Source organism: Candidatus Hydrogenedentota bacterium, assembly GCA_019637335.1.
Classification (GTDB): domain Bacteria; phylum Hydrogenedentota; class Hydrogenedentia; order Hydrogenedentales; family JAEUWI01; genus JAEUWI01.
In genome coordinates this window covers 121,210-145,753 of record JAHBVV010000003.1, presented here as the reverse complement: position 1 = coordinate 145,753, position 24,544 = coordinate 121,210, and the positions used below count along the sequence as shown (strand labels likewise).

Below are 24,544 nucleotides of genomic sequence, written 5' to 3'. Positions count from 1 at the left end.
GACATTTTGACGATTCCTATGCTATAATCTAGCTGGGGAGAGAAAAAATCTCGCAGGAGCCGCAAAATGCTGATCCGGTATTCGTTCCAGAATTGGCTTTCTTTTTACCAAGAAGCCGCATTCTCGATGATCGCGAGCAAGGAACTCCAGCACAATGACCGCGTGGCTCGGGTCAACAAGTTCGACTTGCGCCTGCTGCCCGTTGCGGCGATCTACGGTGGGAATGCGTCTGGCAAGACCAATTTCGTGAAGTCACTGGCCTTTGCCAAGAGTTTCGTGGTCCGAGGAGTGCATCCTGACGCGCCCATTCCCGTTACACCCTTCCTCCTGGATCCCGGGGCGGAGAACGAGCCTTGCACCTTTCATTTTGAACTGCTGATTGGCGATATGGTCTACGATTACAGCTTTTCGCTCACGGCAAAGTCCGTGACCGAGGAGCGGCTGGTCCGCATCAACAGTTCCAGTGAAACAGTGCTCTATGACCGCAAAGCACAGAAACTGGAAGCGCTTCATGGCTCATTGAAGCCGAAAGACTTTTATCGATTCGCTTTTCAGGGCACCAAAGAGAATCAGCTGTACCTCACTAACGCGGTGTCCCAGAACGTGACCGACTTTCGGCCCGTCTACGACTGGTTCAAGAGCAGCCTGGTGCTGATCGCCCCGGATTTCCGTGTGGAGAATTTCGAAGATCACCTGGAAGAGGACCAGCCTCTATACGGCGTTATGAGTTCTTCTCTCGCTCAGTTAGACACCGGGATTGCGCACCTGGGCGCCGAAGAGATTCCGCTGGAAAACCTGCCACTACCCGACAACCTGATTGCTGTCGTAAATCACGTCATAAAGTCGGGTGGGATTCACCGCATTCACAATAGAGACACGAATGAACGGTTTGTACTCACAGCCAGGGCAGACGGCGGGATTAGGGTTCGAAAGCTGGTGTCCAATCACAACCGCTCCGACGGTTCCAGAATCAAGTTTGACTTGAATCAGGAGTCATCGGGGACCCAGCGGGTGATTGATCTGCTTCCCGCCTTTATAGAGGCATCCAGCGCCCAATGTGACAAGGTCTACGTGATCGACGAACTGGACCGCAGCATGCACACGCTCCTGACGCGGCGGTTGCTCGAGGCGTACCTGGATTCCTGTAACGCGGCGTCGCGGTCGCAGTTGGTCTTCACCACCCACGACGTCTTCCTCATGGACCAGGACTTGCTGCGCCGGGACGAGATGTGGGTCGCGGAGCGGGATGCCGGTGGCCAGTCGCAACTGTTCTCCTTCGCAGAATACAAGGAGTTGCGCAATGATACGGACATCCGGAAGCGCTACCTCCAGGGGCGGCTGGGCGGGGTGCCCCGAATCCTCCTTTCCGGTGAATTGGCGGCCAGTGCGCCCGTGAACGACGGGGTTTGACGGGGCATGGCGCGGCGCAAATTCAATCGTCCGGCCCGGACACGCCGCGTCAAGAAACTTTTCGTTATCGCAACAGAAGGATCGAAGACGGAACCGACCTACTTCAAGCTCTTCAACTCAGCGGCCTACGCGGTCAATGTGAAATGCATTAAGGGGAAGGACAAGAGCGCGCCCGGGTAGGTCTTGAAGCGCATGCGGGAACACATCGAAAAGAACGATCTGCTCGCCGGGGACGAGGCCTGGCTCGTAGTGGATACGGACCACTGGCGGGAGGAAGACCTTAACTCCCTGCACGAATGGAGCAAATCCGAACCTCGGTATGGATTGGCGGTAAGCAACCCGTGTTTCGAGTACTGGCTGCTCTTGCACTTCGAGCCGGCGAAAGGCGCGCCGGACCGGAAAGCCTCCGCCGCGCGCCTGCGAAAACACATGCCCCACTACGACAAGGGCAACCTGGACATTGCCACGCTCGAACCGGGAATCGCGGTCGCCGTGGAGCGCGCAAGAAAACGGGATACTCCGCCCGCGCCGGACTGGCCGCGGAAAGCGGGGACGACCTTGTACCGGCTGGCAGAGAGGTTATTGGAAGAAGATGACAGAGGTGGATGAGAAAGCGTATCGCACATTGCGGGCACGTGGACCTGAGTTCATTACGGTCTCCCGTGCTTTCGGCGACGTTCTTGCTGTTCCTCCGGAGCCCAGGAACGGCGGGGTTGAGGAAGTGCTGGTCGCGGCGGACGACAAGGTGGTCTGAGGGGTGACCGACGAAAAGTAGGATAGGCGTCCCGCCTGTCCATAGCGCCGGGGAGCCGGTTCCTACGGTAGCGGCCTACTGCGCCCGATGCGTGTGGACCGCGGACTGAGCCTACCCCAGCGTCAACGGCGCCACCTTCAACGCACCCCGGCGCTGCTCGGCTCGTCGCACCGCGCCACCACGGGGCGAAGCGTCCGCCGTAGGCGGAAGAGCGATGGAAAGGCGCACGGCCATCTCCGGGCCGATGCCCGCGTGGCCGTTGAGGATACTGGAGAGGGTCTTGCGGCTCACGCCGAGGGCCTTCGCGGCGTCGGTGACGCTGAGGCGGAGGGATTCGAGGCAGAGGTCCCCGAGAACTTCGCCGGGTGGGGCAGGTTGTGCATCAGCATGGCGTCACCACAGTGGTCGACTTCGGAGTCAACCTGAATCGCATCTTCGCCGGCGAACTGGAACGTGATCCGCCAGTTTCCGATTACCCGAACGGACCACGTCCCCCGGCGCGCGCCCTCGAGCCGGTGCAGGCCCGGCGAATTCATGTCCCGGGGGCTGACGGACACATTCAAACGGCCCAGGATAAGGCGCAACCGGGGCAGTTGGGCGTGACGCCGGGCATCGTGGAGGGGGGTATGGGCATATGACGGGAAGGGGACGCATTTTGGTAGGTTGATTCGGAAGTTTGAGCGGCTGGAGGGGAATTACGGAGCGCCTAGGTGGATTGGCCAGCAATGTTTCCTAATCCCTACTATTAGTAGCGTCTTTTGCCACTCCGTTTCGGGATGTGTAAACCATTTCTACACAACAACTTAGTGCTCCGATTCGTCAATATGCTATCACTCTTAGTATGAATATGTATGTAAAATCGAGACAATTACATTGACAAGCGACATCATAAATGATATAAAAAGAGTGTATTTTGTGTCCATTCCTTGGATATTGGCTTTGCTTGGCTTGGCCTTTGGAGGAACTTGAGATGGGTAAGTCGAAACGAGTCGTATTTTCCTTCGATGAAAGAAGCTATGACAGTCTGGAAGATGTGCAGCGTAGAGGTAAGTTCAATTCATTGGCCGATGCCGTGCGTGAATCGTTGCAGATTAGTCGCGCGCTGCAGAACCAAGATCAGCAGGGCTTTTCAGAAGTGGTCGTGCGTAACCCGAAAACGGGTGAAGAACGAGTCATGGTGATTCCGTCATTGCACAGCAAATAGGAGCAGGGCCATGGGTGAGGAAGTCAGAAGCGGGGAAAACGAGGCCGTCGCGGAGTCAGGTGCGTCGGAAGTCTCCGTTGAGGTGATTGAAGACGCAGAGACGGCGAATCCGAGCGTGTCAGTGGAGGGGCAGCCTCTCCTCCCTGGGGAGGACGTCAGAGAGGGCGGCGAAGTCGTCAGTACCGACCAGGAAGTTAAGTTCGAATCGGTCAAGCACGACGCGGAGACCGCGAGCACTCTGGCCTATATGCTCTTCTGGCTCCTGGCGGGGACGTTCGTTACTCAATATGCGACGGTAACGCTCTTTGCCTGGCTGGAGAAACCGGATATCGTCGAACGCCTATCCGATGTCTTTAACACTTGGTTGCCGCTGGTGTCGAGTTTCTTCGGCGCAGCGGCAACCTACTATTTCACGCGGGAGAAGAAACGATGAAGAGGGGGCAAGGCCTCAACGACACCAGCGGCGAACGGGAGACCGTGCGTCTAAACGCAGTTGAAATCCAGAATTCTTCGGCATTGACCTGGAATGTGAATATATATCGGCTCCGACCTTGCGGCCATTCTAAATCGACTCATGAATCCCGAGGCGATGTCAAGTCAGTTGTTTGGAATCTGAAGAAACATCCGTCGAGCTCCTGCAGGGGATTTGGTTTCGTCGTCGATTTCTCCCCAGAGTTTGTGGCAGTACCCAATTCCTGGAACCTTGCAAGTGATATCGAATTCGAAGGGTATCTAGTTACGAAAGACGGGGCCCGAACAGTATCTTGTTCGAACGGTCGAGACTGGCCGATTGTCGCTGGAATAATTCGAGAATCGCTCAAAAAGCATCGAAAAGAGAATCGCAGTGAAAAACTCGGAGATTTTTGGCAAGACTACAATTCGTTCTGTCAAGTACCAGAGTTTGGAGGGCGGTCTGACGTGGTGTTTTGTCGGAGGTTCCTCGTCAATCCAGAGATGTTACGAGGCGGCCTCCCCGTTCTACAGTTTGTAGTCACCACAACTGGGATTGATCGACGCTCCTTCGGAGACTACTTTAAGGAAGGACGTGTAGAGGAACTGCTCTCAATGGTTGATGCCAAGCGGGAGAATCGCCTAAAACGTTCGGGCGAAAAGATCGCAGCACGATTGCTACATTGCCCGCCGCGCGGTCAGATTGCGGTCCTTGATTTCAACCAGATCGACTATATCAAAGAATCTGCTGAATTGAGCACTACAGAACAGAGGGCAAGAAAGTCAGCGAACGTTTCGTGTATTAAGTTTGGCTCTGGGGCGTTACCTGTACCCATGGACGAGATACATTTAATTCTTGGAACACAGAATACTGGCGAGATGCACCGAGAGACGATAATACTGCCCGAGGACCGGCGAGCGTATATAAATCTGCTTCGGGATTATTTTTCGGGTATTGATCTAATTGGCGGTCAGACGCTTGAACTGGCCACGAGCGAAATAGATGTCAGTCGAATCTGGGCTTCCTTCGTATCGCTTCCAGATATCCGTGTAAAAGGCCAGGGGGCGCAACAAGATCGAATCCTTGCACCGTCCTCTCATAGCGCGGACGCGTTGCGGGAGCGTTACCAGAAGAGAAAGTTAGCTATTGAGAAAAACGGATTCTTGCAGGAGGCAATGCTCAAGCCAGCTCTTGCGGTAACCACAAAGCTAGGAGATGAAAGGGCGAGTAGGTTACTTGACGATGTAAACCTCCTTTGTGTGAGGCGGTCCTTGCCGCTTAAATTCGACTTGCTTCAGTACGACAGTGTTTCCGAGCTAAGTGACAAGATCCAACAAGGTGAGTTCGGAGCCGCCCTTGTTGTGCTTCCCGAAAATTCGAAAATGGGTGCCCGGGCAAATGACACCCATGACCTTCTCAAGAGGGAACTTCACGTTCCCTCGCAGTGCATGTACAGCGACTCCATACTGCCCGAGAAGTGGACTTCTACATCCTGGGAAGCCTTGAAGACTCACGATATCAAGTTGGTGAGACGGATCAATAATAGATACGTCTTGTGTATCGACAATCTGTTAATCAAAGCATGCTGGATTCCATTCCTTCCTGCAAGTCCCATGAATTTCAATGTGCATATAGGAATCGACGTTGGCGGAGCGCACAATCACACGGCATTCATTAGTGTGGGGTACGGATTTTCTTCACTAGGAAATTCAGATGCAATCTTGTGCGTATTTGCCGATCGTCTTCACATTCCACATACAAAAGCGGAGCCGATACCCAGCGAGTCACTTCATGATGGGATACTATCTATTCTTAAGAATCTCCGTGAGAAACTCGCCTCGGTTGGAGTCGAGCCGGACCTTGAGCGAGTCCTGTTCGTGAGAGATGGCAGTCTGCTGGGGCAGAAAGACGATATTGACGAGAAGCTGGCCCTCTCTCGACTTGCGAGCACGTGTCGGTCGAAAGGCTGGATTTCCTCTGAAGCCACTTGGGCTACAGTGGAAGTGCATAAGCGTGCGGAGAATTGGAAGTTGTTTACTGTCGGTCCTGAGGGAACCGATAATCCCCTTGTTGGACAGATTGTGAAGCCGTTCGATGAAGATTCGAAGGTGTTGGCCTGTACGACGGGACGACCCACGCTAACGCAAGGTACCGCGAGTCCGTTGATTCTTCGTTGTGATACTTTGCTAGGGGAGCTGTCAGTCGATGACATCGTGCGTGACATCGTATGGGAAGCGGATATGGGGTACACGAAACCGGACATGGGACGTAGCTTGCCCTGGATTCTTCATATCGCAGACGAGGGTGCGCTACAAGCTTCACAGGGATATCAGATTACAGGAATTACTGCATAGGAGTCATAGTAAGTTGATGCAGTGCAGAGCGTTCCCAATCACGATACTCGCTCTTAGTAAGTGAACGTTCCGCTTGCCATGCAAACAGAAGTAACTTGGAGTTGAACTCTAGTTTGGCCGAGGATTCAAAGTCTCTGGTCACCTGAGTAATCATCGATTGGTCGCACAAAGGTAGCTGAAGCCGTTCGCACAGATTGAACGTATCGATTGCGGCTGCATCTAGAATAGATGCCCTTCGCTGCTGGAGGTAATCGTTTGTTACGGTACTGCCGTACAAGTGAGTCCATTTCTCTAGCAGATTCTTCATCTCTTCGACGTGCGAACTCCAGCCAAGTTTCTCCGCCAAGTTAAGTAACGACATCGTCCGCATTTCGTATGATGGGTGCTTCGCGTTGGTATGAAACGGGTGAGGGTTCTCAACGGTATCGATAAACGCCGCCAGGAACGCTGGTCCCAGTGTCCAAACCGTCACTGCATCAGCCGCAAGTTCGTGTAGCCAATGCCCTCCACTGCCATATCCTAGCCATGCCTTTTCTAGCGAGTCGTACTTCGCATTTTGGGCAGTCTGTTGGTGCGCTGAGGCCGAGAATGAGCGCAGCTTACAGCCTCGAACAAATCTATTGATTTCTATCGTCAGGTTTGCGCACCCGATGGAGTCTTGAGGGATGAAGAGATTGTGTGCAAGCTCATGTATCAACCACGGGTAATTAAGGAGAGAAACGCAGTCGAGGCTATCTCCCCCGCAAAACACTACGAGATCGACTCGAGGCAAACCGCTATCTTTGAAATTTGGTAGGTTCATTGAATGATGCCCCCATTCGTCTCCGTACTTTGGGATGATCATCGAACCCAGATACTGTGAACACCCAGACCAGTCGTCACGTATCGAAGCGATCAACTCAGCGTCGAAGCAGAAACGATCACCGAGGTTATTCCCGTGCGGGAGTCTCTCCAGCAGTCTGTGAATATCGGTGAAAGCCCGTCCGAGGTCGGCATCAACCCGGCAGTCGAGCAATGCTTGTATAGCCTCATTGAGCCTTTCCCCTATTGGTGAGAGAGGGGTCGAATCGTAAAATTGACCGATCAACTGAAGTAAATGATCAGCTTGACTAGTTGGGTCCGGTACATATCGTGGCATTTGCTAGCTAACTCACTTGCGGTATCAGAATCTGAGGACGCTGGAAGTTTAGTTGTCCAAACACCAAGTCCCCGCGGACTTCCTCCAGCTTTACCCTCCGCATCTCGTTCGTCAGGTCCTCTCCGCTCTCCGCCGCCACGCGGGTGTAGTTCCCCGTATATCCCGTCCAGAATCCATCCTGCGCCTGTTCGAAGAGGACTTCTTGGGTCTGGCCGATTTGGTGCTCGCAGAACATGCGGGTCTTGTCGGCGCTGAGCTTGCGGAGGCGGGCGGCGCGTTCGTTGATGGTCTGCGGGGGGACTTTGTGGGGGATTCGGGTGGAGGCGGCGCCGTGGCGTTCGGAGTATTTGAAGACGTGGGCGTAGACGAGGGGACTTTTCCAGAGGGCGTCGCAGGTGTGTTCGAAGTCCTGGTCGGCTTCGCCGGGGAAGCCCACGAGGATGTCGGTGCCGATGCCGATGCCGGGGACGGCGTCGTGGGCGTGGAAGATGAAGTCGAGGAATTCCTGGCGGGTGTATTTGCGGCGCATGGCGGTGAGGATGTTGTCGGAGCCGGCCTGGAGGGGGATGTGGAGGTAGGGGAGGAGGGCGTGGGCCGGGTCGTTCATGCGGTCGAAGAGTTCGCCGGGGATGGTGGTGGGCTCGATGGAGCTGATGCGGATGCGGTGGAGGCCTTCGATCTCGTTGAGGGCGTCGACGATGTGGAGGATGTTGCGGCCTTCGAGGTTGTAGGTGCCGATGTTGACGCCGGTGAGGATGATTTCCTTTGCGCCGCGATCGACGAGGCTGCGGGCTTCGTCGAGGAGGTTCCCCCACTCCCGGGCGCGTGCGCGTCCGCGGGCGAAGGGGATGATGCAGAAGCTGCACATGAAGTCGCAGCCGTCCTGCACCTTGAGGTTGGCGCGGCGGCTGAGGGGGGTGTTTTCGTCGCCGAATTCTATCAAGAAGTCGTCGCGGTCGATGCGGTCGCGGATGACGAGGGGGGTTTCGTTTTTTCCGGCCTTGACGTAGTCGAGGACGTTGAGCTTTTCCTGGTTGCCGATGATGAGGTCGACGCCGGGGATGCTGGCGAGGGTTTTGGCGCCCATCTGCGCGTAGCAGCCGATGACGGCGGTGTAGGCGCCGGGATTGTTGCGGATGAACTGGCGGACGAGCTTACGCGATTTGGCGTCGGCTTCGTTCGTGACGGTGCAGGTGTTGACGATGGCGAGGTCGGCGGGTTGGCCGAAGGGCACGAGGGTATAGCCATCCGCCCGGAGTTTTTCCTCCAGGATGGCGGACTCGGACTGATTGAGGCGGCAGCCGAGGGTGTGGACCGTCGCGCGTTTTTCAGTTGACAGTTGACAGTTGACAGTTGACATGGCGTTTGAGCGGGCTCGGGTTGAAGTGGGTCTATTCGGGCCTGAAATCTACAGCCTACAGCCTACAGCCTACAGCCTACAGCCTAAAGCCTAAAGCCTAAAGCCTATTCCTCCACCTGGTCCAAGATCCATTTGGTCAGGAGCCTTACGCCGAATCCGGTGGCGTGGTTGGTGTTCCAGTAGGGGGTGTTTTTGACGTCCCAGGCGGTGCCGGCGATGTCGATGTGGGCCCAGGGGGTATCGCCCACGAAGTTCTTGAGGAAGGCGGCGGCGGTGATGGCGCCGCCTTCGCGCGGGCCGACGTTGCAGATGTCGGCGTGCGTGCCTTCGATGAGCTTGTCGTAGTCTTTCCAGAGGGGGAGCTGCCAGAGCCGCTCGCCGGTGGCTTCGCCGGCGGCGATAAGGGCGCTGGCGAGGGACGGGTTGTTGCTGAAGAGGCCGGCGGCGCAGTGGCCCAGGGCGACGACGCAGGCGCCGGTGAGGGTGGCGGCGTCGACCATGGCGTGGGGCTTGTACTTGTCGACGGTGTAGGCCATGGCGTCGGCGAGGACGAGGCGGCCCTCGGCGTCGGTGTTGTGCACTTCGATGGTCTTGCCGTTGTACGCCTTGACGATGTCGCCGGGGCGCTGGGCGGCGTCGCCGGTCATGTTCTCGGCGGCGGGCACGACGGCGACCACGTTGATGGCGGGCTTGAGCTCGGCGATGGTCATGAAGGCGCAGAGGACCGCCGCGGCGCCGCACATGTCGTACTTCATTTCGTGCATGCCGGCGGCGGGCTTGATGCTGATGCCGCCCGTGTCGAAGGTGATACCCTTGCCCACGATGGCGAGGGTCTTGACGTTGTCGCTGTGGTGGTGTTCGAGGAAGATGAGGCGCGGGGGCTGGGCGCTGCCGCGGGCGACACCGAGGAGCGCGTTCATGCCGAGGCGCTCCATTTCCTCGGGCTCCATGATGGTGCATTTGCAGCCGGATTCATCCGCGATGCCCTGGGCGAAGTCGGCCAGGGCGCGGGGCGTCATTTCGTTGGGCGCGGTGTTGGCCAGGTGCCGGGCGCCGTTCGCGCTGAGGCACGCAAGCACGCCGAGCTGGATGCTGGAGAGCAGGGCCGTCGGCTCGGTCTTGTCGTCGGTGATCACGGTGGCCGTCTGGATCTTCACGGGCGCGTCGCCGGGCTCCGGGGCCTTCTTGTACACCTCGAAGTTGTACTGCCCGAGGACGAGGCCCTCCAGGAAGGGGAGCGGCGGCACGTTGTCGTGGCGGGAGAGGTCGAGGTAGACGTGGCTCACGCGGTGGAGCTGGAGCAGTTCCACGGCCTTGCCGCCGGTACGCCGCCAGGTTTCGTCGTCGTAGTCGTCGCGGGGCCCAAGCCCGACCACAAGCACGCCCTGGTAGGTGCTGCGCGGCGTGGCCGCGTAGTAGCAGGTCTGGGCCTTGCCAGTGATGATGTTCTTGTCGGCGAGGGTCTGGAGGAATTCCTCGTCCTTGTCATTAAGGAGGCTGCTGTCGAGGGGGAAGGCCTTCTCAAACAGGGGAATGACGAGGCAGGATTCTTCCTCGACGACCTTGCAGGCGTCAAAGGGTACGACTTCTACGTTCATGAAGGGCTGTTCCTATCGGGGCTTTTGCTGGGAAGAGGCGGTCACTGCCGCGCCGGCGCCTGGGGCGTTCTCGGAAGTCCGGAAATGCAATCGCGGCGCCCGTAACGTGTATTTTACTTGTCTGCGGGGATACGGGGCAATGTTTGCGGGCCGCCCGGGAACGTGAAGACGCGTCTGTTCCGCAGCCTCGAATTCCGAGGGTAGGCATCACAGGATCGCGGGCATTCGTGCCTGCGGCAGGGTTCGCCCGAGACGGACCCTGATCGCTGCGCTTTTTGAGAGGCCCCGGTTCCCGTCGCGTTCCGGTCTTGGCAAAAGGCAGGTTTTCATTCCAAACCCACGGCGGCCATTGAAGGCCCGAGCCCCCTTTGCCGCGGGCAGGAATGCCCGCGATCCTTTGCACGCCGTTGGCGCGGGGGACAGCCGGGACGGCTATCCTACATTTGCCGGGGAATGTCCGCGATCCTTGCTGCACCTGCGGTGCGTGAAGCAGGCGGGGACGCCTGCGCTCCCAGCCCTGCGCGCTTCAGTTGGCATTTCAAGCGGCCTTGGTCGGGGCCTGGCGACACACCCGAAACGCCCTTTTGCCGGCCCATCACGCATCAGGCCGTGGCCGCCGTCGCTCCCACCAATTCGCCTTCGAGCCAGTGGCCTTTGTAGCCCGTGACCTCGACCTGGACCATGTCGCCGATTTCGTGGTCGGGCGCGGGGAAGGTGATGGGGCGGTAGTTGTCGGTGCGACCGTTGAGCCAGCCGCGCTTGCGGGTGTGGGCGTGGTCGATGAGGACCTCCTGCACGGACCCGTGGTAGGCGGCGAGCTGCTCGTTGTTGATCCGCTGCTGCAGTTCGAGGACACGGGCGAGGCGCGCTTCCTTCACTTCGCGGGGCACATCGTCTTCGAGCGCCTCGGCGACGGTGCCGGGGCGGGGGGAGTATTTGAAGGCGAAGACCTGGCCGAAGCGCACTTCGCGCAGGCAGTGCATGGTTTGCTCGAAGTCCTCGTCGGTCTCGCCGGGGAAGCCGACGATGAGGTCGGTGCTGAGCTCGACGCCGGGGTTGACCTGCTGGAGGTACTTCACCTTTGCCAGGTACTCGTCGAGCGTGTGGTTGCGGCGCATCGCGTGGAGGATACGGTCGCTGCCGGCCTGGAAGGGCAGGTGCAACTGGTTCGCGATGGACTTGCGCTCGGCCATGAGGTCGGAGAGGGCGTTGTTCCAGTCCTTGGGGTGGGGCGAGGTGAAGCGGATGCGCTGGAGGCCTTCGAGGCGCGACAATTCATCGAGCAGTTCATAGAAGCGGTAGTCCGCCGCGGCCTGGTAGGAGTTGACGTTCTGGCCGAGGAGCCAGATTTCCTTCGCGCCGTTGCGGATGAGTGCGCGGGCCTCGCGGAGGATGTTGTCCTTCTCGCGGGAGACCTCGCGGCCGCGGGTGAAGGGCACGATGCAGAAGGTGCACATGTTGTTGCAGCCCTTCGTAATCGCGATGTAGGCCTTGACGCCTTCGACGTGGCCGTTTTCGACCCATTCCTCGGGGATGAAGTTCTGGATTTTGCGGTCGCGGGGCTGCCATTTGGTGTTGCAGACGCGCTCGCCGGCCTTGACCTGCTGGATCATCTCCGGGAGCTTGAAGAAGTTGTCGGGACCGAAGACCATGTCGACGGATTTGTCGCGCTTGAGGATCTTTTCGCCTTCCTGCTGTGCGACGCATCCGGCAACGGCGATGATGAGGTTGGGATCCTGCTGTTTGCGATCGCGCAACTGGCCGACGAGGCTGTAGACCTTGTTCTCGGGGTTGTGGCGCACGGAGCAGGTGTTGACGACGATGAGGGAGGCGTCGTTGTGATCTTCGGTGATTTCGTAGCCTTCGCGTTCGAGCACGCCGCGCATCTGGAAGCTGTCGTGCTCGTTCATCTGGCAGCCGAAGGTCTTGATGTAGGCTTTGTCCGGCATGGGTGCTCTCGGGCGCTTGGGATGGGTAACTCGTGCCTTGAAAACGGCTTGCGTTTTGTGCGCAAGGTCGCCTAGTATAGCACCCGGCCCGGAAATGGGTCAAAAACAGGAAAGTTGCGCAGACGGCCGTGTGGACCATTCTCAAGACACTGCTGGGGGGCCTCGCCGGGGCGGGGCAGCCCGGAACGGAGGCGGGCATGACCAAGCTGGATACCCTGGACGCGCTGGACGCGTGCCTGGCGGAGAGCGAAGCGCGGCCGGTGTTCATTTTCAAGCACAGCACGCGCTGCCCGGTTTCTTCGGGCGCCCTGAGCGAGGTGCGCGCCTGGATCGATGGCGCAAGCGAGCCGCCCGCGCCCGTGTATATCAACTACGTGGTGGAGTCGCGCCCGGTGTCCAATGTGATTGCGGATGTGTTGGGGGTGCGGCACGCCTCGCCGCAGATATTGCTGGTGTCGGGCGGGTCGGCATTGTGGCACACGTCGCACGGGGCGATCCGTCCGGCGGCGCTTACGCGGGCGCTGTCGGAGGCGGGCGGGTAAGCCGGAACTGTCCATTTTTTTCAGTTGACAAGCGAATTGAAGTGTGGCACCATATGGATGGCTGCTGTGGTAAACACATGCGCCGCCCCAACGGATTGGACGGCGAGTTTCATACCATATACATCTGGCGCTTGCGCCGACCCGCTTATTTGCTTTTCATACGCCCCGTCCGACTCGCTGGGGCCTTTTTTTTTGCCGTTGCCGGGGCAGGAGGGTGAACCGTGAGCCTGCGGATCTTGATTGTTGAGGATGACGTGACCAGCCAGCGCCTTCTGGCGCATTTTCTGGGGGAGTATGGCCGCTGCGAGGTTGCCGGGGACGGGGAGACGGCCGTGGCGATGTTCCGGCTTGCGATTGAGGTGGAGCACCGCTACGACCTGGTGTGCCTGGATATTATGATGCCGGGGATGGACGGGCACGAGGCGCTCCGGGCCATGCGCGGCCTGGAGGAGGCGCACGGGATCGCGCGCGAGGAGGGGGCGCGTATCGTGATTACGAGCGCGCTGGACGACTCGAAGTCCGTGCTGGAGGCCTTTGACGCCCGGTGCGATGGGTATCTTGTGAAGCCGTATGAAAAAGCGCGAATAACGGACGAACTCCGGGTGCTCTCGCTGTTCTAGCGGCGCGCCCCGTCACTTCACGTCGATGTAGGCCGTTGCGGTCTGGCGGGTAAGCACGTCGCGGACCGTCAGGGTGTATCGCCCGGACAGTTCGTTGTGCGCGAGGGGAATATAGGCCGATGCGCGCCCGTCCTCCGTCTCGATAAACCGGCGGTAGTGCCGCAATTCCTGGCCGGTTGGATCGGCCAGTTGGATGGCCAGCCCGTGCGTGCCGGGCCGAACGTCGCCGGTGTCGAGTGCGACCGACAGGTGCAGCCGGGACCCCGCCGGGGCAAGCGCGGGCGTCTCAATCGCGAGCTTCTTCACGCGGTACGGCAGGATGGCGTAGATATTGGGGACGCCGGGCGCGATGGTCCACTGGATCCGGCGTGACACGGCGGACGCCTCGGCGTCGAGCAGGCTGAAGGCGTGGGTATCGTCGGGGAGCTTCAGGCTGGCCCGGCGGACGGTGGTGGGCGCGTCGCGATCCGGCAGGCAGGCCACGATGGTCGCGGCGCCGTACGCGAACTGGAAGAGGGACACGGCGCCATCCTGCTTCTCGGGGAGTTGAACCGGCAGGCTTGGTTCATTGCCCGCGCGCGCGAGCAGGTGGGCCAGGATCTCGCGGTTGGCGGCCCCCTCCCCCGCCTGGCTCACCCAGACGGGCCGGTTGCTCCAGAGGGCGAAGGCGTCGTCCGGGGATTCGGGGTGCAGCGGGTGCAAAAAGGGCAGCGGGTTCGCGGCGCGGGGCGTCCCGTGAATGTCGAATCGCCCGGCGCGCCCGTCCGAGAGGATGAGCCCGCCGCGGTCGTGAAAACGTTTGAGCGCCTCGACCTCGGCATCCGAAAGCACGCGAATTCGGCTCAGGATGATCGTGTTGATGTTCTCCAGCGTCCCTTCAAGCGGCTGTATCCGGGCGGCGAAGCCCATCTGGTTGAGCGCGTGTTCGAACCAGGTCTCCGCTTCCTCCGCCGTGCGCCCGGGTTCGGGGTCGGCCTGGTCGAGGTAGCGCGACGCGGTGCTGTCGGCCAGGGCGATGCCGGTCCAGCGGGGCGTTGCGCGGAGCAGCAGATCGCCGGGGCCGTCCTGAATGGCGTCGAGCGCGTCGCGGAGCCTGGCCAGTTCGGGCATCAGGGTTCCGTCCGGGCCGATCAGGTTTTGCGGCCCCCGGCTGAGGGGTTGTTCCAGCCAGATCGCGGGGGTCTGTCGGAACGTGGCGTCCCAGGCCATCCAGCGCGCCCATTCCCCGCGATCGCGCAGGTCCCGGTAGCCGAGCACAACGCCGGTGAGGGGCCGGGCGGGCTGGTAGGATTGCAGGCGGCGGACGATGTAGGGATCCGGGGGCGCGGCGATGTAGTCCACGGCGGTTGTTATCTGCGGCCAGTCGTAGCCCATCACGGGGGTTACGGGTCCGGTGGCGGTCTGGAAACCGGTACGGCCCGTGCCCGGGATTTCGAGGACAGTCTTTCGCGCGCGGCGCAGGGCGTCTGCCAGAACGCCATTCATCTCCAGCCGAAAATCCAGCCAGGGCGCCCACTGCCGCGTTTGCTGGCACTGGTCCAGCGGGAGCGGCGCGATATCGCTCCAGGTCCGGAAATCGCTTCCCCAGGCGGCATTGAGCGCATCCACCCCGCCGTAGCTTGCCTTGAGGGTATCGCGAAAACGCGCCAGACACGCGGGGCTCTGGCAGACCTGGGCGTCGGTGGTGGTCAGGGCGAGGCCGGCGCCGAGGGAATAGGTGGCGGCGCCGCCGGCCCAGGCGGAAAGCGCGCCGGCCTTGATCTGTTCGGTCTCACGCGCCCAGAAGTCATCGCTGGACAAGCACGGCGTCCGGACGCTGCTGGTCCCTCCCACGCCGGCGTCGAGGCTGCCCACGCGGGCGATCCGGTTGAGTCCGGCCGCGCTTGTGGCCAACAGGGCCTCGACAGTCGCGGGGGCATGCGCGAGGCGGGCGCCGAGGGCCTTCCGGAGGGCGGTCATCTGCCGGATGGCGGCGTAGTCGAAGGGGCCGGGCGTGGACAGAATCACCTCGGGTTGGAGGGGCGGATCGGGCAGGCGAACGGGGAAGAAGTAGGTAGCGCGGGCGGGGTGGGCCGGGCTTGTGGCGTCGGCGGCAAGGGCGCCGGGCAGCGCCAGGACCTCGACGCGGATAACGGGGGCGATGAGGTCGGCGAGTTCCAGCCGCAGGTTCACGTGGCCCCCGCTCGCATCCACGGCGGCGGTTGCGGTGGCGACGAGGCGATCGAGGCTGTCGACCGCGCGCGCGACTACCGCGGCGGTGTCGCCGGCGGCGAGCAGCGCGCCGGGCTCGACGTTGATCCTGAGATCGAGGGAGTCGTTCGGGAGCACCCAGACGGCCTTTTCGCCGCCGCGCTGGATGGAGATATCTCGGAATCGCGGCCAGCCCGAGATGTTGATTTCGGCGGTGTGCCACGCGGCGACGCCCCGGCGCTTCATGAGCCAGATGTCGAGTAGATAATCCCCCGGCGCGGCGAGGATGTCGAGCGCGCACTCGGAGGCGCCCTTGCGCAAGACGGCGCCGGCATCCACCACGGGGGGCGCGGCGAACGCGCCGGGAACGCGCAGGCGGTAGAGCACGCCGTAGGTGTCGCGCGCGGGCTCGGCCAGGCGAAGCGCAAATGGCCGGACAGGCTGGTTGAAGGCGTTCTGGCGAACCGCCTCGACGAATTCCCGCGGATATCCGGGCGGGATCTCTTCGTCGTCCGGGCCCTTCGGCGATATGTCGGCCACCTCGACGATTTCCTCTCCGGAATCCCGATTCGCGAGCCACAGCATGGCGCGACAAACGAGGGAGTAGGCGTTGGTTTCATATTCCGGGGTGAGATCGTAGGGGCTCGCCGGCGCGGGAATGAGGCCGTGGTTGGAGGCCGGATCCAGGTCGAAGCGGAGGATCACCATCCGCCCGGCGCCGGCGGCGCGCCGCGTGACGAGGTTATCCGCCTGGCTGCGGGTCAGGCCCAGCGGCCCAACCCCGCGCGTGAAATCACGCGTATCCTCCGGCGCACCGGCGTCCCGAAGAAACGCGGCGAGCGGCCCGGACGCCCGGGTGGGGTCGCCCACGAAAAGCAGGCTTGCCCCCCCCTCCACGCGCTCGATGATCCGCCGCTGAACGCCTTCGGGCAGCGCGGCCGGATTGCACTGCGCGATCACGATGACGCCGACCTGTTTCCGGTCCAGCGCGCGCATGAGCCGGGCCTCGACCTGGTCGCGCGCGGCGTCGGGATAGCGCGGCTCGGGGAAAAGGGGATCGTAGCCGAGGTGGTCCCGATCCCAGAGCGCGACGGCTTCGAGATCCAGGGCCAGGTGCGCCTGAAGCGTGGCGAAATCGCCGAGCGTGTTGAAGGGCGCGATGGCCAGCGCGCGGATCGCCCCGCCAGCGAGCGGTTGCGCCCACGGAACGGGCGCCGTGTTGGCGCCCGCGCTGGAGACCGCGTCGTGGAACGGCAGCGGCTGCGCGCTCGCGGCGCACCATGCGGTAGAACATGCGACGACCAGGCAAGTCCGGTGTATGAAATTCATGGGATTAGCGCGCCCTCAACCAGCATTAAACAACCATAGCGGGCCTCATCATACCAGAGCGCGCCCTTGGGGAAGCGAAATCTCGCACGAGCTATCCCGCGGGCAATAGCGCCTTTGGTAACACTTCAGCCGAAAGAAGCCCCCACCGGGGTGAAAGCGTGTCCTGATCGAGACGGGCCTGAATCGCAGGTTGGCGGACACTCCCTTCCGCGATCCTTTGCCCCGCTTCCTCTTGATATACCGGAGCGTCTGATGCGATTCCTGCGCGCTGCTGCGTCAGACGGCTGAAATGTGACCCCCCTTTAGAGACGGTCGGCAGTGTAATTCGCCAGAATACACCCGCAACCGCAGCCGCAACCCCAGTTGTCTCCGCATGCAAGCCCAGGCGAAGTGAACGCGCCGCGTACGGGCTCGCGCCCATTGCGAGCGCACCATGGCGCATCCCGGATCCCTTAACCGACAAGCATTACTCACGATTGATAAATTATTTCAACTCTGGAGTCGTATTGGAACCATTGAGCGGGTTTTTCAGGAGATCGGTTACCGGGGAACGGCAATAAAGCCAACGGCATACGCGCAATTTTTCGCAGCGCTCCAAAAAGGCACGGAATTTGCTCAAGGACTGGTTTATGGGTTAGACGACTGTGCATGCCAATGCCCCCGGGCAGCGGCAATGGGCGGCGAACCCGGGTTAAGTTAGGCAGTAACCAGAGGAGTACGTTCATGAAGAAATCGGGTATTGTTGTGTCGGCGCTGGCTGCGCTGGCTGTATCGACACTGGCGGGCAGCGCCGGCGCCACCATTCTGACGTTTGATGACCTGCTCAATGTGGGCGGAAATCCGATTGGCAATGGTCAGCTGATCGATCAGGATTACGGTGATCGGGTGACGGGGCTGATTGACGCGACGGGCAGTTATGGAGTCGGGAGTGAAGGCTTCACCCCCAATGTGGTCGTCGACTACGGCGTTCCGAATCCGGCGTTCTGGAGTACCGCCTACAGCGACCTGACGAATGTCATCTACATTCCGGGCGTCGGCCAGGGCCCGCTGGAGGTGCTTTTCACGGCGGATGCCGGGTACGAAGTGCAGCTGTATGGCTTCGATGTCGGTTCGTGGCTGAGCAACTCGGCGGTGCGCACGATTCGCGTGTACGATCAGAACAACGCGGTGCTCTTCGAAAGCCTGGCGGACGTCATCCTGGCCAGCACGCATACGTCGTTTGACTTCAATGGCCCGCTTACGGCGGAATCCCTCCGGATCGAGATTGACCAGACGGGTCTGGGCGGCAGTTCGGACAACGTCGGCATTGACAACATCCGCTTCGGCCAGACAAGCCACGCGCCGATTCCGGAACCGGCCACGGTCACGCTGATGGGCCTGGGCGCGCTTGCGCTGGGCGCCCGCGCGCGTTTCCGGAAGGTCTGATACGGGATAAGTCAATCAATTTATACGAAGCCCCGCGCGGCATCATCGCCGCGCGGGGCTTCTGTTTCCCGTATCAGTTCAGCCGTCTGGAGCAGCAACGCGCGGAGAAGGATCGCGAACATATCCGCACCGGCGGACCGTCGGCCTGACTGCGGCAACGCCCGCTCCGACTATCGAGCGCCATATCATCACCACAATGGCCTCATACAAACCAGATCACAGTATCCCCAAAAAAGGAAGCGGCAAAGGCTGGGAGCGCAGGCGGCGAAGCCGCCGTCGATTCTCATCCTGAATGGGTGACGCTACGCGCCATGAGCGGCTGCTCTGGTATGGATTCCCCGCGTCCGCGAAAGCGGCAATGCAACCAACGAGCACCGGGGCCATTTCACAGGCGCAACCATTATTTGAAGTCCTGCGCTCAGCCTGCCACGGAATGTCCGCGATCCTTTGCGCCTTTGGCGCGGTGGACAGCCGGGACGGCTATCCTGCATTTGCGCCTTGCGGCGCTGAACACAGGCGAGACGCCTGTGCCACTTTCTTTTCGAGGTGGTTTTGGTGGGTCAGGGGAATTTATTGGAAGTGGGCTCACGTTGCCGCGGACAGGAATGTCCGCGATCCTGCCATTTCCGCGCGCTTCGCGGTCAACCGGCTGCGAGCCGGTGCAGGATGTCGATTCCCTTTCGGAGGGTGTCGTTGGTGGCGGCGAAGGAAATCCGGAAGTGTGTTTTCGCGCCGCTGAAGACGGAGCCGGGAATGATGAGCAGGTTGTTCTCGATGGCTTTTTTCACGAAGGCATCGCCGTCCCCGCCGGGGGCCTCGGGGAAGATGTAGAAGGCGCCGCCGGGCCGGGTGACATTGAACCGGTCTTTCAGGCCGTTGTAGATAATGTCGCGCTTTTCGCGGTAGGCGGCGACTTTGGGCTCCATGTCGGCCCCGAGCGCGACGACGGCGGCCTTCTGGGCGACCGAGGGCGCACACACGAAGGTGTACTGCTGGAGTGTGTTCATGGCCTGGATGATTTCCGCCGGGCCCGCCGCCCAGCCCAGGCGCCAGCCGGTCATGCCGGCGGACTTGCTGAGGCCGTTGAGGAGGATGACGTTCTCGTACATCCCGACCATGGTCGCGGCCTTTTCATCGTAGAGGAGGGCCTCGTAGATCTCGTCCGCGATCACGAGGAGGTTGTGCTTGCGCGCCACGGCGGCGAGGGCGGCGAGTTCCTGGCCGTTGAGAGTGACGCCGGTGGGGTTGGCGGGCGAATTGACGATGAGCATTTTGGTTTTCGGGGTGATGGCGGCCTCCACACGCTCGGGGGTGAGCTTGAAGTCGGGATAGGTGGAGACCGGCACGGGGGTTCCGCCGAGGAGGTTCACCAGGTGGGTGTACATCACGAAATAGGGGTCGGCGAAGATGACCTCGTCCCCGGGATTGATGGTGGCCATGAGCGCCAGGTAGAGCCCGCCGGAGACGCCGCTGGTGACCATGACGTTTTCCAGCTTCGCGCCGAAGCGCGCATCGTAATAGCCCGCGATGGCGTCCCGCAGCTCCTCCGTGCCCCAGGTCTGGGTGTAGCCGTTGAAGCCGCCCTGGATGGCCGCGATCGCTTCGGCCTTGACGGCGGCGTCGACGTCGTAGTCCGGCTGGCCGATGCTGAGGTTAACCGGATCTTTCATGGTGGCGGCCATGGCGAAGACCTTGCGGATGCCGCTGGCGTCAATGCGGTTCATGCGATCGGCGAGTATGCCCATGGAAGTATCCTTTATCTGGAGGGTGGAGCGTGCGTGCAGGGGCGGTAGTGTAGCGCGTGTCCCCGGAGGGCTGCAACGCCCGACCGTTGCGCGTTCAGGCGATGAAGCGGTAGTCCGCGCACTCGCGGTAGCCGTGATCGGCGCACCAGGCGCGGATGATATCGCGGGCGCCGGGCGTTCCGACGGCGATGAGCACGAAGCACGCGCCGGGCGGCGGCAGGTCTTCGGGGCGGATGACCGTACAGCCGTGGATTTCCTGCCCGATCTTTCCGGGGCGGATGTCGACCACGGCCTCCATTTCGCCCGGGGGCCATTCGCGGAGCCAGCGCTTCCCCACTTCGCCCGCGCCCCACTGGAACCACGGGCGGTCGCGGCCGATGCCCGCGCGATCGAGCCACGCGCGCTTGAGGCGTCGGAACGCGGCTTCGCTGTAGCGCGACGAGGCCATGGAATGGCGGCCGGGCGTTTCGCGCCAGTTGAGCAGGGTCTCCGGGACATTGCCGAGGCGGTAGCCCGCGCGCCAGAAGCGAAAGACCAGGTCGTAGTCCTCCGGGCCGTCGAATTCGCGGTAGCCCCCCAGCCCCTCGAAGGCGTCGCGCCGCATCATGAAGGCCGGGTGCGCGATGGGGCATTCGATGAAGAGCTCCCGGTCGATGGCGTCGTGATCGGTGTTGGCGTTGAGCCAATCGATGTAGCGGCGCCGCCCGACGCGGACCGGCCCACCGATCGCGCGCACGCGGGTCCCGCAGAGGCCGCCGCCGGGATTGTCCGCAAACCAGGCAAGCTGGCGGGAGAAGCGTTCCGGCGCGCATGTGTCGTCAGCGTCCATGCGGGCGATGAACGCGCCGCGGGCGGCAGCGCATCCGGCAGCGAGGGCGGGGACCAGCCCCCGGTGGAGATCCCGGCGCACTCGTATGCGGGGATCCGAGCGCGCGAGGTCCATGGCGAGGTCGCCGCCGCCGTCGGTCGAGCCGTCGTCGACCACGATCAGCTCCCAATCCGGGTAGTCCTGCGCCTGGATCGAGGCGATGGCCTCGGCGAGGGTTTCCCGCGCATTGAACACAGGCATGACGGCGGATATTTCTGGCGGGGCCATGGCGCGGCGGGTCCGGCGGGTTTGGTTCAGCGCAGGCCGACGGTAAAGGCCGCCAGCGAATGCGGCGGCATCGCGTAGTGGAAGGTGTTGCCGTCGGGCGTCAGGTCGAGTCGCGCGGGCGCCACCGTCTTGGGGTTCTCGAACGTGTTTTCGGCGGTGGCGGACGGCGCGGTCAAGACCCGGCCGCTGAGGGTGGCGATTTCCGCCTCGCGTATTTCCACCGAGAGCGGGACGGTCTCGCTGTAGCTCTGGTTGGTGACGGTGATGCAGAGGCGCTTGCGCGCGCGCGACGCGCTGGCGTTGAGCGCGGGAATACTGGAGACGTCGGCGTTCCGGTCGCGCGGCAGCGGCATTTTCGGGCATTCCAGCTCGCGATAGAGCAGGCGCGCGCCCTTGTGCGGCGCCATGAGGTCGAACACATGGTAGGTCGGCGTGAGGTACATGTCGCGGCCCTGGGTCTTCACCAGGCAGTGATTGGAATTGATGGCGTCGGCCATGCAGGCGATGGCGATGCGCCCCGCGTGCTCGTTGAGGAGGTTGAGGGCGGAAGCCGCGAGGAGGGCATCACGCAGCGTGCTGGGCTGCTCCATGCCGGCCTCGGGGTTGGCTTCGGGGTGGCATACGCCCCACTGGTTGATGGCGGCTTTGACGCGTTTTCCGGGGAAGGCGGCGTCTAGAAGCGCGAGATTGCGCTCAATTTCAGCCTCGAAAAGACGCAAACCAACAAAAGAAGCGCGGTAGGCGCGCTCGCCGAAGTCTCGTCCGCCGGACGTGGGCATGGCGACGGCGAATTGATGTAATTTTGGGCGCATTTTATGTTGTTTTGTATCGGTTACGGCTTCACCAATGTCGATTATATCGGGATTGAGCGTGCGAAGCACCGCGCTGCCCTCCGGGCCGTCGTAACTCCAGTATGGCGCCTCAAAGGGATCGGGTTGGCCGTTGTGGCTTCGCAGCGCGGTGAGGGTCGTGTCGCCGCCGAAGGTGCAATACTCCAGCCACTCCATGGCTTCGCGCAGGCCCCCGGTGGCGCCGTTGCAGGTAATCCAGGGCTTGCAGCCGAGCTTCTCGCAGAGCAGAAGGAATTCGTGGGTTCCGAAAGTGTTGGGCTCGATGGCCTGGCCGGGGATATTGACGCGCTGCTCCCGGGCCTTGCCGGTCCCGATGCCATCCTTCCAGTGGTAGTAGCGCGCGAAGGCGTCGCCGGGCCATTTGAGAAGGGGAACGCGGAGGTGCTTGAGGAGGGCCAGCACATCCATGCGGATGCCCTCCTCGTTGGGGAGCCGCGCGGCGCGCCCGGTCCAGATGCCTTCGTAGACCCCCTCCCCCACCATGTCAATCTGGTGCGCGTACAGCTCGGGGGCGATGGTGGCGCGGGAGATGGCGGGCCAGACGCGAAGCTGGGCGCCGCTCATTCGAGCGGGGCTTTCGGCACGTCGAACTGGTTGAGGTAGGGAAAGATCCGCTCGGCGATAAAAGTGCGGACGCCCCGGCAGTGATCGGTCAGAATATCGAGGTGTCCGGGGTTGATTCTCTCGCGGGTGAAGACGCCCTTGGCTTCGACGTAGATCTCGTTGGGGCTTTGCCGGAAGGGTTCGATGCTGACCTGCAGGTTGCCGGGGTATTCATCGGTTTCGGGGAAGTGGAACCGGAGCCCGATCATGGAGAGGGGACGTTTGAAATGGCGTCCCATCTCCGGGTCGTGGCCGCAGACGTGCTCGAGCATGAAGACGCGCCCGTCCTCCACACTGGTCAGGGCGAAGGTGGATCGGATGGTGGCGGTGTGCGCGATGAACTGGCCGACGCCTTCGAGCGCCAGGACGCGGCTTGCAACGGCTTCGACGCGGTCGATGAATTCGCTCATGGCGATATCGGCCCACTCCTCGATGACGAGGACGCGGTCGGGCAGAAAAAGGCAGATCGATTGCGAGCGCGGGGGCCGCCGGGAATAGAAGCGGGGCTGGGCCATAACGGTGAAGTCGGTGCTGTCGTAGCCCGCGTTCCGGACCTGGGACAACTCGAAATAGAGTTTCTGCAGGGTCTCTTTTTTGTGCTGAACGGGCGGATGGATGAGTTCCACGCCAAAATGGATGATTCGGTCTTCAGATTGCATGGGTTTGCGGTGTCCTGGAGGGGCTGGCGGCCCGCATCGCAACGTGGAGGTGGGCGGCCGGCCGCGTATTCGCCGGGGAATTCCCCTACCATACTAACTCATGGCGCCCCGATCCAAAATTTCCATGGGCATGGGCGCGGGCTGTGCGGCGCGATCGCGCACGGACACATAGGCGGATTCGCGGGCGGCGGTGTGGAGGGCTTCCATGCAGCCGAGGACGTGCAGGGCCAGATCGCCGTCCGCGCGGGGTGATCGTTCCGCGCGAATGGCGTCCACCATCTCGGCCAGGCCGAGCCCGCGGGACTGCACGGCGTGGGGATGGCTCAGGGGCATCTCGGTGAAGGCGTCGGCGCCGCGCCGCTTGAGGAGCACCGGCCCGCCGAAGGTGTTGGGGTCCGGTGCGCGGAGGCTTCCGGCGCTTCCGTGGATCTCGAGGTGCGGCAGGGTGTGCCCGACGACATCGAAGCTCATGACAAGGGTTACGATGGCGCCGGAGACGAAGCGCAGGACGCCCGCGACGTGGGTGGGCACGCGCACGGGGATACGCTCGCCGTAACGCTCGGCGCTGGTCACCACGCGCTCGTCGAAGGCGGCGCCGGCCATGGCGCAGACGGACTCCACGGGGCCGAGGAGCGTGACCAGGGCGGAGAGGTAGTAGGGCCCCATGTCAAAGAGCGGTCCGCCGCCCGGCGCGTAGTAGAAGGCGGGGTCCGGGTGCCAGGACTCGTGGCCGGCGCACTGCATAAACGCGGTGGCGGAAACGGGACGCCCGATCCAGCCGTCATCGATGAGTTTGCGCGCGGTCTGGATGCCGGCGCCGAGAACGGTGTCGGGCGCGCAGCCCACAGTCACGCCGATGCGGGCAGCCTGGCCGAGCAGTTCGCGCCCGCGCGCGGCGTCGAGGGCGAGCGGCTTTTCGGTGTAAACATGCTTCCCGGCGGCGGTGGCGGCGCCGATCAGATCGGCGTGCGATGGCGGCGGCGTGAGAATGAGTACCAGGTCAATCTCCGGATCAGCGAGGAGCGCTTTGGGGTCGAGGGCCCGGGGGACGCCATGGAGTGCGGCCGCGGCTTCGGCGCGGGCGTGGTCCTGGTCGGCGCAGGCGACGATGCGGAAGTTGTCGAAGCGGTGGCCGGCGTCAAAATAGACGGGGGCGATGTTGCCGCAGCCGATGAGACCGACGCGCATGGGATTCACGGGATGATCCTTTCGGGTCCGCCAGGGGATTGTGGTGGTGGGTTGGATTCCATGCTGGATTGTACTGGG

The 24,544-nt window shown here is 62.0% G+C and carries 19 protein-coding genes and 1 pseudogene; 8 read left to right on the top strand and 12 right to left on the bottom strand.

Annotated elements, in window-relative coordinates:
- The first annotated feature begins 66 nt into the window (after window positions 1-66).
- A complete protein-coding gene (locus KF886_05845) occupies window positions 67-1,410 on the top strand; it encodes an ATP/GTP-binding protein (GenBank protein MBX3176859.1) in 1,344 nt (447 codons plus the stop codon).
- Window positions 1,411-1,416: 6 nt separating this feature from the next.
- Window positions 1,417-2,019: pseudogene (locus KF886_05840) on the top strand (RloB domain-containing protein).
- 256 nt (window positions 2,020-2,275) lie between these two features.
- Here the strand turns inward: KF886_05840 and KF886_05835 are convergent.
- Both KF886_05835 and KF886_05830 read right to left on the bottom strand, forming a co-directional pair.
- Window positions 2,276-2,455 carry a hypothetical protein gene (locus KF886_05835; GenBank protein MBX3176858.1) on the bottom strand — a complete coding sequence of 60 codons (180 nt, stop codon included), beginning with the start codon at window positions 2,453-2,455 and terminating at the stop codon, window positions 2,276-2,278.
- Window positions 2,452-2,832, bottom strand: a complete 381-nt coding sequence (locus tag KF886_05830) for a type II toxin-antitoxin system RelE/ParE family toxin (protein ID MBX3176857.1) — start codon at window positions 2,830-2,832, stop codon at window positions 2,452-2,454. Before KF886_05830 ends, KF886_05835 begins: the two co-directional genes overlap by 4 nt.
- A gap of 302 nt (window positions 2,833-3,134) precedes the next feature.
- On the opposite strand from KF886_05830, the gene KF886_05825 reads away from it, so the two are divergent.
- The 3 genes from KF886_05825 to KF886_05815 are packed head-to-tail and all read left to right on the top strand — an operon-like array spanning window position 3,135 to window position 6,173.
- Complete coding sequence (locus tag KF886_05825) at window positions 3,135-3,368, top strand: hypothetical protein (GenBank protein ID MBX3176856.1); 234 nt, start codon at window positions 3,135-3,137, stop codon at window positions 3,366-3,368.
- Between the two features lie 10 nt (window positions 3,369-3,378).
- On the top strand, window positions 3,379-3,801 hold the full coding sequence (locus tag KF886_05820; protein MBX3176855.1) for a hypothetical protein: 423 nt from the start codon (window positions 3,379-3,381) through the stop codon (window positions 3,799-3,801).
- Window positions 3,798-6,173, top strand: coding sequence for a hypothetical protein (locus KF886_05815; GenBank protein MBX3176854.1), 2,376 nt, complete (start codon window positions 3,798-3,800; stop codon window positions 6,171-6,173). Before KF886_05820 ends, KF886_05815 begins: the two co-directional genes overlap by 4 nt.
- On the opposite strand, the gene KF886_05810 is transcribed toward KF886_05815, so the two are convergent.
- The 4 genes from KF886_05810 to miaB all read right to left on the bottom strand — a co-directional run bounded on the left by KF886_05810 (window position 6,163) and on the right by miaB (window position 12,218).
- Window positions 6,163-7,311, bottom strand: a complete 1,149-nt coding sequence (locus KF886_05810) for a hypothetical protein (protein MBX3176853.1) — start codon at window positions 7,309-7,311, stop codon at window positions 6,163-6,165. The two genes, KF886_05815 and KF886_05810, sit on opposite strands and share 11 nt — an antisense overlap.
- 7 nt (window positions 7,312-7,318) lie before the next feature.
- Complete coding sequence (mtaB, locus tag KF886_05805) at window positions 7,319-8,671, bottom strand: tRNA (N(6)-L-threonylcarbamoyladenosine(37)-C(2))-methylthiotransferase MtaB (protein MBX3176852.1); 1,353 nt, start codon at window positions 8,669-8,671, stop codon at window positions 7,319-7,321.
- A gap of 104 nt (window positions 8,672-8,775) precedes the next feature.
- Complete coding sequence (locus KF886_05800) at window positions 8,776-10,269, bottom strand: leucyl aminopeptidase (GenBank protein ID MBX3176851.1); 1,494 nt, start codon at window positions 10,267-10,269, stop codon at window positions 8,776-8,778.
- A gap of 602 nt (window positions 10,270-10,871) precedes the next feature.
- The gene (gene miaB / locus KF886_05795) at window positions 10,872-12,218 is read right to left on the bottom strand and encodes a tRNA (N6-isopentenyl adenosine(37)-C2)-methylthiotransferase MiaB (protein ID MBX3176850.1); all 1,347 of its coding nucleotides are present in this window, start codon (window positions 12,216-12,218) and stop codon (window positions 10,872-10,874) included.
- A gap of 197 nt (window positions 12,219-12,415) precedes the next feature.
- Here miaB and ytxJ point away from each other — a divergent pair, with 197 nt between their 5' ends.
- Window positions 12,416-12,760, top strand: a complete 345-nt coding sequence (gene ytxJ, locus KF886_05790) for a bacillithiol system redox-active protein YtxJ (GenBank protein MBX3176849.1) — start codon at window positions 12,416-12,418, stop codon at window positions 12,758-12,760.
- Window positions 12,761-12,981: 221 nt separating this feature from the next.
- Complete coding sequence (locus tag KF886_05785; protein ID MBX3176848.1) at window positions 12,982-13,380, top strand: response regulator; 399 nt, start codon at window positions 12,982-12,984, stop codon at window positions 13,378-13,380.
- A gap of 12 nt (window positions 13,381-13,392) precedes the next feature.
- Here KF886_05785 and KF886_05780 read toward each other — a convergent pair whose 3' ends face one another.
- The gene (locus KF886_05780) at window positions 13,393-15,339 is read right to left on the bottom strand and encodes a beta-galactosidase (GenBank protein MBX3176847.1); all 1,947 of its coding nucleotides are present in this window, start codon (window positions 15,337-15,339) and stop codon (window positions 13,393-13,395) included.
- Between the two features lie 2,283 nt (window positions 15,340-17,622).
- On the opposite strand from KF886_05780, the gene KF886_05775 reads away from it, so the two are divergent.
- Complete coding sequence (locus KF886_05775; GenBank protein ID MBX3176846.1) at window positions 17,623-18,324, top strand: PEP-CTERM sorting domain-containing protein; 702 nt, start codon at window positions 17,623-17,625, stop codon at window positions 18,322-18,324.
- Window positions 18,325-18,965: 641 nt separating this feature from the next.
- On the opposite strand, the gene KF886_05770 is transcribed toward KF886_05775, so the two are convergent.
- From KF886_05770 to KF886_05750, 5 genes are all read right to left on the bottom strand, one after another.
- A complete protein-coding gene (locus KF886_05770) occupies window positions 18,966-20,069 on the bottom strand; it encodes an aminotransferase class I/II-fold pyridoxal phosphate-dependent enzyme (GenBank protein MBX3176845.1) in 1,104 nt (367 codons plus the stop codon).
- A 94-nt stretch (window positions 20,070-20,163) separates the two neighbouring features.
- Complete coding sequence (locus tag KF886_05765) at window positions 20,164-21,138, bottom strand: glycosyltransferase (protein ID MBX3176844.1); 975 nt, start codon at window positions 21,136-21,138, stop codon at window positions 20,164-20,166.
- Window positions 21,139-21,191: 53 nt separating this feature from the next.
- Window positions 21,192-22,580 carry a hypothetical protein gene (locus KF886_05760; GenBank protein MBX3176843.1) on the bottom strand — a complete coding sequence of 463 codons (1,389 nt, stop codon included), beginning with the start codon at window positions 22,578-22,580 and terminating at the stop codon, window positions 21,192-21,194.
- Window positions 22,577-23,278 carry a hypothetical protein gene (locus KF886_05755; protein ID MBX3176842.1) on the bottom strand — a complete coding sequence of 234 codons (702 nt, stop codon included), beginning with the start codon at window positions 23,276-23,278 and terminating at the stop codon, window positions 22,577-22,579. Before KF886_05755 ends, KF886_05760 begins: the two co-directional genes overlap by 4 nt.
- Before the next feature lie 93 nt (window positions 23,279-23,371).
- Entirely contained in the window at window positions 23,372-24,466 is a 1,095-nt protein-coding gene (locus tag KF886_05750; protein ID MBX3176841.1) for a Gfo/Idh/MocA family oxidoreductase, read from the bottom strand.
- Window positions 24,467-24,544 lie beyond the last annotated feature (78 nt).